We start from the raw sequence: 7,555 nt of genomic DNA on the forward strand, positions 1-7,555 counted from the left end.
AAGGAACCTCGCCATCCGAAGATGGACGGGGTATCAACTAATCTGGCGTTGATTTTTGGCACGCTGTTGAGTTCTCAAGGAACGGACGCTTCCTTTGTACTCACCCTCTCGGGCTTTCCTCCGGGCTTCCTTTCGTGTTTCCAACCTTACCAGATCGTTTCCGTTCCGTTTCCGGTTCGGGGTTTGTATCCGGTGGCCTGTTGGCTGCCTTTCGCCTCTCGGCGTGTTCACTACTTTAGCGGATTCCTTCGGTGCCTCATAATCGAGGCATTCGAATTCCTATTCCGGCATGCCGGAATAGACCCCAGCCGGGGCTTCATCTTCAGTAGTGGGTGGCTGCTGCGGAGGTGCTTGAAGAAGCAGGTCCGTAACCAGCTGCTCGGGCTACGTTAGGCGGTCGGCTCTCAGGAGTCAAGTCTGCGCCTCCGGGGCGTGTGGGCACGGTAAGGACTCACCGTCGGGTCCTCCGTGAGCCAGAAGCGCCAGGGGTGCGGGGCGCCCTCGCCGCCGACGCCCGTGCGGGGGCCGCTGCGGATGTGGTCCCGGTCCGGCGGGGTGCCGGTGAGGAGGGCGAGCGGGGCGTCCGGGCCGGCGCAGGTGTCCGTGCCGTTCATGGAGAGGGTGACGTCGAGCGCCGTTGCCAGACGTGCCGGGCCCTTGGCCAGCTCGTGGTCGTTGCGGGCCGACCGGCGGCGGACCCGGGCCTGCTCGGCGCCCGTCAGGAACTCCCCCGCGCGCAGCAGGACCCCGCTCGCCTCGCCCTCGGGACCGCACACCAGGTTCAGGCAGTGCCACATGCCGTACGTGAAGTAGACGTACGCGTGGCCGGGCGGGCCGAACATGACGGCGTTGCGTGCGGTGCGTCCTCGGAAGGCGTGTGAGCCGGGGTCGATCGCGCCGGCGTACGCCTCCACCTCCGTGAGGCGCAGTTCCATGCGGCCCTCGTCGGAGTTGCGGACGAGGGTGCGGCCGAGGAGGTCGGGGGCCACCTCCAGTACCGGGCGGTCGAAGAACGCCCGCGGGAGCGGCGTACGGTCGGGGCTCTCGCTCATGGCGTCCGAGCGTAGTGGGGATCCGAAGGGAACCGGCTACGGTCGTCGCGCGTATGTAGGGGTCAGGACCGAGAAGGAGTGAAGTTCATGGGATTCAAGAAGCTGCTCGCGAGCCTGGGTGCCGGTGGGGCCAGCGTGGAGACGGTGCTCACCGAGGCGAACGTTGTTCCGGGCGGTGTCGTCCAGGGCGAGGTGCGCATCCAGGGCGGCAGCGTCGACCAGCAGATCGAGGGGCTCTCCGTCGGCCTGCAGGCGCGGGTCGAGGTGGAGGGCGGTGACCAGGAGCAGAAGCAGGACATCGAGTTCGGCAAGGTGCGTCTCGGCGGGGCCTTCGAGGTGAAGGCCGGCGCGGTGCACGTGGTGCCGTTCGGTCTTGAGATCCCGTGGGAGACGCCGGTCACCTCCGTCGCCGGGCAGCAGCTGCGTGGCATGAACATCGGGGTGACGACCGAACTGGAGATCGCCCGCGCGGTGGACTCCGGTGACCTGGACCCGATCAACGTGCACCCGCTGCCGGCGCAGCAGGCGATCCTGGACGCCTTCCTCCAGCTCGGCTTCCGCTTCAAGAGCGCGGACATGGAGCGCGGTCACATCCGTGGGACGCGGCAGAAGCTGCCGTTCTACCAGGAGATCGAGTTCTTCGCGCCGCAGCAGTACCGGGGCCTGAACCAGGTCGAGGTCAGCTTCGTCGCGGACGACCGCGAGATGGACGTCGTGCTCGAGATGGACAAGAAGCCGGGTCTGTTCGGTGAGGGCAGCGACTCCTTCCGTGCGTTCAAGGTGGGCCTGGACGACTTCCACACGACCGACTGGGCGGCTTACCTGAACCAGTGGCTCGCCGAGGTCGGCGGCCGCCGCAACTGGCTCTAGGCTCGGCCCGTCAGCGTTGACGGACGATTACGGACGATTTCGGAGGTACTCGACGTGTCCGAGGGCAAGAGGGCGCCGCTCCCCCATGACTTCCATCCGCCGGTGGCGGCGTTCACCGTGGTGAGCGACGACATCGCACCGGGTGGGGTCCTGAAGGACGCTCAGGTGTACGCGGCGGGGAACACCTCGCCGCAGTTGCGCTGGGAGGGCTTCCCGGCGGGGACGAAGAGCTTCGCCGTCACGTGCTTCGATCCGGACGCCCCCACGGGCAGCGGGTTCTGGCACTGGGTGCTCTTCGACATCCCGGCTTCGGTGACGGAGCTGCCCGCGGGTGCCGGTTCGGGGTCGTTCGAGGGGCTGCCGGCCGGGGCCGTGCACGCCCGGAACGACTACGGCTCGAAGGAGTTCGGCGGTGCGGCTCCCCCGGCGGGGGATCCGGCGCACCGCTATGTGTTCACGGTGTACGCGGTGGACAGCGAGAAGCTCGGGCCGGACGCCGACGCCTCGCCGGCCGCCGTCGGTTTCAATCTGCGGTTCCACACCCTTGGTCGGGCCCAGTTGATCGGTGAGTACGCGGCTCCCGCGGCGGGCTGATCGTTCGTTTGTTGTTTGCCCGCTTCTGGTCTTGGAGAGATCAGAAGCGGGCATCTTTTGTTGCGCGGGAAATATTGCGTTGTCCGACCCCGGCCGGCCCGGCCATCGTTGATCCAGGCCCCATCGCCCCGTCCGGGGCCGGGCCTGCACACGGGAGGTGGGCACAATGCGGGACACGCTGGTACTCAACGCGAGCTTCGAGCCGCTTTCGACGGTCACTCTCAACCGTGCGGTGGTGCTTGTCCTGCAGGCCAAGGCCGTCGTCGAGCACGCGCATCCCGATCTGCGGGTGCGGGGTGCCGAGGTCGATCTCCCGGTGCCGCGGGTGATCAGGCTCTGCCGGTACGTACGGGTGCCCTTCCGAAGACAGGCACCGTGGTCGAGGCGGGGGGTACTGGTGCGGGACCAGCACCGGTGCGCGTACTGCGGGAGGCGGGCGACCACCGTCGACCACGTGGTGCCGCGCGCCCAGGGCGGTGGGGACAGCTGGCTGAACACGGTCGCCTCGTGCGCCGAGGACAACCACCGCAAGGCCGACCGGACGCCGGAGCAGGCGGGGATGCCGCTGCTGCACCAGCCGTTCGAGCCGACGCCGGCGGACGCGATGCTGCTCGCGATGCGGGCGAGCGAGCGGTCCGAGCTGCCGGAGTGGCTGGCGAGGTCGGCCGCGTAGAACTGCCGCGTGCCTACGGTACGGGCCCGCCTCCCCGGTGTGGGGAGGCGGGCCCGTCCGCTGTGTCGGTGTGTCGCCGTGACGGTCAACGGAGTGTCAGTTGGAGGATCGCGGCGATGCCGACCGCGATGATCACTCCGCGCAGGACCGCGGGCGGCAGCTTGCGGCCGACCTTGGCGCCGATCTGGCCGCCGATGGTCGAGCCGACCGCGATGAGCAGGACGGCCGTCCAGTCGAACTCGGCGACGAAGAGGAAGAACACCGCGGCGACGCCGTTGACCAGGGCGCCGAGGACGTTCTTGACGGCGTTGATCCGCTGCAGGCTGTCGTGGAGCAGCAGGCCCATGAGGGAGAGGTACAGCACTCCCTGGGCGGCGCCGAAGTAACCGCCGTACACGCTCGCGAGGCAGAGGCCGACGAGGAGGGCGGGGCCGCCGTCGGGGTGGGCCTGGGTGCCGGTCTGTTCGCGGCGGCGCTTGACCGCGGCGGCGATGCGGGGCTGGAGGAGGACCAGGACGAGGGCGAGGCCGATGAGGATCGGCACGATCGCGTCGAAGGCCTCGGACGGCAGTGCCAGGAGCAGGATCGCGCCGACGAGGCCGCCGACGAGGGCGGCGGCGCCGAGGCGGATGATGCGGGCCTTCTGCCCCTTGAGTTCGCGCCGGTAGCCGATGGCTCCGCTGATGGAGCCCGGCACGAGTCCCAGGGCGTTGGAGACGTTCGCGGTGATCGGAGGGAGTCCGGTCGCGAGGAGGACCGGGAACGTGATGAGCGTTCCCGATCCGACGATGGTGTTGATGGTGCCGGCGCCGATGCCGGCGGCGAAGACTGCCAGGGCTTCCCAGATGGACAACGCCATCTCCTTACACGGTCAGTGAGTCGCCTCCCCGCCCTGAGGCTGCCGGGGTCGAGGGGCTCGCACCGATCATGCACGATGATTACGTGTACGTGTCAGTCAACCGGCGGTTCGTCTCGCCTTTCGGTCCCGCCGCCCTTGGTGTTGAAGCCGGGGGCGCCGTTGCCCATGTTCCCGAAGGCGCCTGAGAGGCCCTTGAGGGCGTCGCCGATCTCGCTGGGCACGATCCAGAGCTTGTTGGCGTCGCCCTCGGCGATCTTCGGGAGCATCTGGAGGTACTGGTACGAGAGGAGCTTCTGGTCGGGGTCGCCGGCGTGGATGGCCTCGAAGACCGTACGGACGGCCTGGGCCTCGCCCTCGGCGCGCAGGGCGGCGGCCTTGGCCTCACCCTCGGCGCGGAGGATGGCTGACTGCTTCTCGCCCTCGGCGGTGAGGATCGCGGACTGGCGGGTTCCCTCGGCGGTGAGGATCGCGGCGCGCTTGTCCCGCTCGGCGCGCATCTGCTTCTCCATCGAGTCCTGGATGGAGGTCGGCGGCTCGATCGCCTTGAGCTCGACGCGGTTGACGCGGATGCCCCACTTGCCGGTGGCCTCGTCGAGGACGCCGCGCAGGGCCGCGTTGATCTCCTCGCGGGAGGTGAGGGTCCGCTCCAGGTCCATGCCGCCGATGATGTTGCGGAGGGTGGTGACGGTGAGCTGCTCGATCGCCTGGATGTAGCTGGCGACCTCGTAGGTCGCGGCCCTCGCGTCGGTCACCTGGTAGTAGATGACCGTGTCGATGTTGACGACCAGGTTGTCCTGGGTGATCACCGGCTGCGGCGGGAACGGGACGACCTGCTCGCGGAGGTCGATCCGGTTGCGGATCGAGTCGATGAACGGGACGACGATGTTCAGTCCGGCGTTGAGCGTGCGGGTGTAGCGGCCGAAGCGCTCCACGATCGCCGCGCTCGCCTGCGGGATGACCTGGATCGTCTTGATCAGGGCGATGAAGACGAGCACCACCAGAATGATCAAAACGATGATGACTGCTGACATCGTGTTCCCCGTGTCCTTCGCTGCCGGTTGACTGCCGGGTGGCCTTGCAAGATCGAGTTTCGCAGACGACGGAACGTCATGGGCGAGGTTCGGTCACATGACGACGGCGGTCGCTCCGTCGATCTCGACGACGTCGACCTGGTCGCCCGGTTCGAAGGTCTGTCCGGCGTCGAGCGCGCGGGCGGACCAGATCTCGCCGGCGAGCTTGATGCGGCCGCCGCTGCCGTCGACCCGTTCCGTGACGACGGCCTGACGGCCCCTCAGGGCGTCGACGCCGGTGGCGAGGCCTCTGCCGTCGCGATGGCGGGCCGCGATGGGGCGCACCACCGCGATGAGCGCCACGGAGACGGCGACGAAGACGATCACCTGGGCGACGACGCCGAATCCGAGGGCGGCGGTCACCGCCCCCGCGACCGCGCCGACGGAGAACATGCCGAATTCGGGCATCGCGGTCAGGACCAGCGGAATGCCGAGCCCCACCGCGCCGATCAGCCACCAGACCCATGCGTCGATGTCCACATGGTCATGGTAGGGCGGTGGGGTCCTCGGGGACAGGGCGCGGGCGGCTGTGCGGGACGCCGGCGCTCGCGCCGCTACTTCAGGGGCAGACCGTGGGCGGTCCAGCGGTCGGCGACGCGCTCGACGACGAGCGGGAGACCGAAGCAGAGCGAAAGGTTACGGGAGGTCAGTTCGGTCTCCACGGGGCCCGCGGCGAGGACCTTGCCCTGACGGATCATCAGGACGTGGGTGAAGCCGGGCGCGATCTCCTCGACATGGTGGGTGACCATGATCATGGAGGGGGCGTACGGGTCGCGGGCGAGGCGGCCGAGACGGCGGACGAGGTCCTCGCGGCCGCCGAGGTCGAGACCGGCGGCGGGCTCGTCGAGGAGCAGGAGCTCGGGGTCGGTCATCATCGCGCGGGCGATGAGGGTGCGCTTGCGCTCGCCCTCGGAGAGGGTGCCGAACTTCCGGTCCAGGTACTCGTTCATGCCGAGCCGGTCGAGGAAGGCCTTGGCGCGCTCCTCGTCGACCGGGTCGTAGTCCTCGTGCCAGGTGGCGGTCATGCCGTACGCGGCGGTGAGGACGGTCTGGAGGACGGTCTGGCGCTTGGGGAGCTTCTCCGCCATGGCGATGCCGGCCATGCCGATGCGGGGGCGGAGTTCGAAGACGTCCGTGCCGGTGCCGCCGAGCCGCTCGCCCAGGATCTGGGCGGTGCCCTTGGTGGGGAAGAGGTAGCTGGAGGCGATGTTCAGAAGGGTGGTCTTGCCGGCGCCGTTGGGTCCGAGGATCACCCAGCGCTCGCCCTCCTTGACCGACCAGGAGACCTCGTCCACCAGAGCCCGTCCGTCGCGGACCACGGATACGTCCACCAGCTCCAGTACATCGCTCATGAGCGCGTTGTCTCCCCTTGCGGTCGAGTCGTGTCGTCGCCTTGCGCCGGGTGGGCGCGGCGTCCAGGGGAAAACCTACGTTATCGAGGGAGCGGGGCCGTCCCTGGGCCTGCCCGGAATGCGGCGCCGTCCGTCCGGTGGGCCGGGCGGGACTTCCCGGGCGGGCCCGGGGGCCTCCTTCGATTCCCTAGTCTTGGGGGATGCTTTCGGAACCACGCTCAGGACGCCTGGCCGCTTGGGGCAATGCCCTGCTGGCCGGGGCGGTGTCGCCGGACGAGGCGGCCCTTGCCATTGTCGGGGAGGACGCGGTGCACCGCGTGGAGGGACTGCCGGGTGAGGCGCGGCCGGTGGGGCTGACGCTGGCGCTCGGCCGGCTGCGGCGGCTCGGGGTGACCGGGTGGCGGGTGGCGCTGCCCGCGCCGGGGCATCCCCTGGGGCTCAGCGGGCCGCCGGACTTCAACGCGCGCGCGTTGGACGCGGAGGAGGCGGTGGTGGGCTTCGGCGCGCCGTACGGTCTCGTGCCGGAGGTCTCCGAGGCGGGTCCGGTGGGTGACGTGCACGTCGAGGTGGTCTGGCGCTGCCTCACGGTGCGGGAGGCCCCGCCGGCGGACGTGCCCTCGCTCGGCGAGGCGGAGCGGGAGCTGGCGGAGGCCCTGCGGGACGCGACCGCGGTACTGACCCGGCTGGACGTGGCGGCCTCGGGCCCGGCGGCGGACGCGGCGCGGGAGGCGTACCGGGCGAGGGCGGAGGTGGGCCGGGAGGTGTTGGCCCCCGGGTATCCGCCGCGGGCGGTGCGGGTCCTGGAGCTGGCGCAGCGGATCGGTCTCCTTGTGGACCTCGCGTACGACCACGGTCACGGCGGCGCGGTGAGCGCTTCGGAGATGGCGGCGCGGGGCGAGGCGCTGCGGCCGGTGGAACGGGTGGCCCGGCGGGCTCAGGTCGCCGCGTACAACGCGTATGTGGAGGAGCGGGAACGGGACCGGGGACTCTGACCCCTCCTGGAGGCTCAGCCGGACCGGCGGACGGAGTCCGGCGCAGCGGGCCGAAGCCCGGGAGGCCCGCCAGGGCCGAGCGGTGCGAGAACC

Annotated in this window: 9 protein-coding genes; 4 read left to right on the forward strand and 5 right to left on the reverse strand. The window is 69.9% G+C overall.

The genetic code is table 11. The annotated features are described in order from the left end of the window. Positions 1 to 404: 404 nt before the first annotated feature. Positions 405 to 1,052, reverse strand: a complete 648-nt coding sequence (locus ACIA8N_RS00005; RefSeq protein ID WP_365787202.1) for a DNA-3-methyladenine glycosylase — start codon at positions 1,050 to 1,052, stop codon at positions 405 to 407. Between the two features lie 87 nt (positions 1,053 to 1,139). Here ACIA8N_RS00005 and ACIA8N_RS00010 point away from each other — a divergent pair, with 87 nt between their 5' ends. The 3 genes from ACIA8N_RS00010 to ACIA8N_RS00020 all read left to right on the forward strand — a co-directional run bounded on the left by ACIA8N_RS00010 (position 1,140) and on the right by ACIA8N_RS00020 (position 3,189). Beyond that, positions 1,140 to 1,922, forward strand: coding sequence for a sporulation protein (locus ACIA8N_RS00010; protein WP_365787200.1), 783 nt, complete (start codon positions 1,140 to 1,142; stop codon positions 1,920 to 1,922). A 54-nt stretch (positions 1,923 to 1,976) separates the two neighbouring features. After that, positions 1,977 to 2,516, forward strand: coding sequence for a YbhB/YbcL family Raf kinase inhibitor-like protein (locus ACIA8N_RS00015; protein ID WP_365787198.1), 540 nt, complete (start codon positions 1,977 to 1,979; stop codon positions 2,514 to 2,516). A 166-nt stretch (positions 2,517 to 2,682) separates the two neighbouring features. Further along, positions 2,683 to 3,189, forward strand: coding sequence for an HNH endonuclease (locus tag ACIA8N_RS00020; protein ID WP_030556486.1), 507 nt, complete (start codon positions 2,683 to 2,685; stop codon positions 3,187 to 3,189). Between the two features lie 85 nt (positions 3,190 to 3,274). Here ACIA8N_RS00020 and ACIA8N_RS00025 read toward each other — a convergent pair whose 3' ends face one another. The 4 genes from ACIA8N_RS00025 to ACIA8N_RS00040 form a co-directional block, all read right to left on the reverse strand. Beyond that, positions 3,275 to 4,048 (reverse strand): sulfite exporter TauE/SafE family protein, encoded by a 774-nt coding sequence (locus ACIA8N_RS00025; protein WP_365787195.1) that lies wholly within the window; start codon positions 4,046 to 4,048, stop codon positions 3,275 to 3,277. 92 nt (positions 4,049 to 4,140) lie between these two features. Continuing rightward, the gene (locus ACIA8N_RS00030; RefSeq protein ID WP_030222652.1) at positions 4,141 to 5,079 is read right to left on the reverse strand and encodes an SPFH domain-containing protein; all 939 of its coding nucleotides are present in this window, start codon (positions 5,077 to 5,079) and stop codon (positions 4,141 to 4,143) included. A 93-nt stretch (positions 5,080 to 5,172) separates the two neighbouring features. Beyond that, positions 5,173 to 5,598 carry an NfeD family protein gene (locus tag ACIA8N_RS00035; protein ID WP_365787193.1) on the reverse strand — a complete coding sequence of 142 codons (426 nt, stop codon included), beginning with the start codon at positions 5,596 to 5,598 and terminating at the stop codon, positions 5,173 to 5,175. A 74-nt stretch (positions 5,599 to 5,672) separates the two neighbouring features. Continuing rightward, the gene (locus tag ACIA8N_RS00040) at positions 5,673 to 6,470 is read right to left on the reverse strand and encodes an ABC transporter ATP-binding protein (RefSeq protein ID WP_365787191.1); all 798 of its coding nucleotides are present in this window, start codon (positions 6,468 to 6,470) and stop codon (positions 5,673 to 5,675) included. A 200-nt stretch (positions 6,471 to 6,670) separates the two neighbouring features. On the opposite strand from ACIA8N_RS00040, the gene ACIA8N_RS00045 reads away from it, so the two are divergent. Continuing rightward, the gene (locus ACIA8N_RS00045; RefSeq protein WP_365787189.1) at positions 6,671 to 7,462 is read left to right on the forward strand and encodes a hypothetical protein; all 792 of its coding nucleotides are present in this window, start codon (positions 6,671 to 6,673) and stop codon (positions 7,460 to 7,462) included. Positions 7,463 to 7,555: the final 93 nt, after the last annotated feature.

Origin of the sequence: Streptomyces sp. NPDC051822 (genome assembly GCF_044452745.1) — a bacterium.
GTDB lineage: Bacteria > Actinomycetota > Actinomycetes > Streptomycetales > Streptomycetaceae > Streptomyces.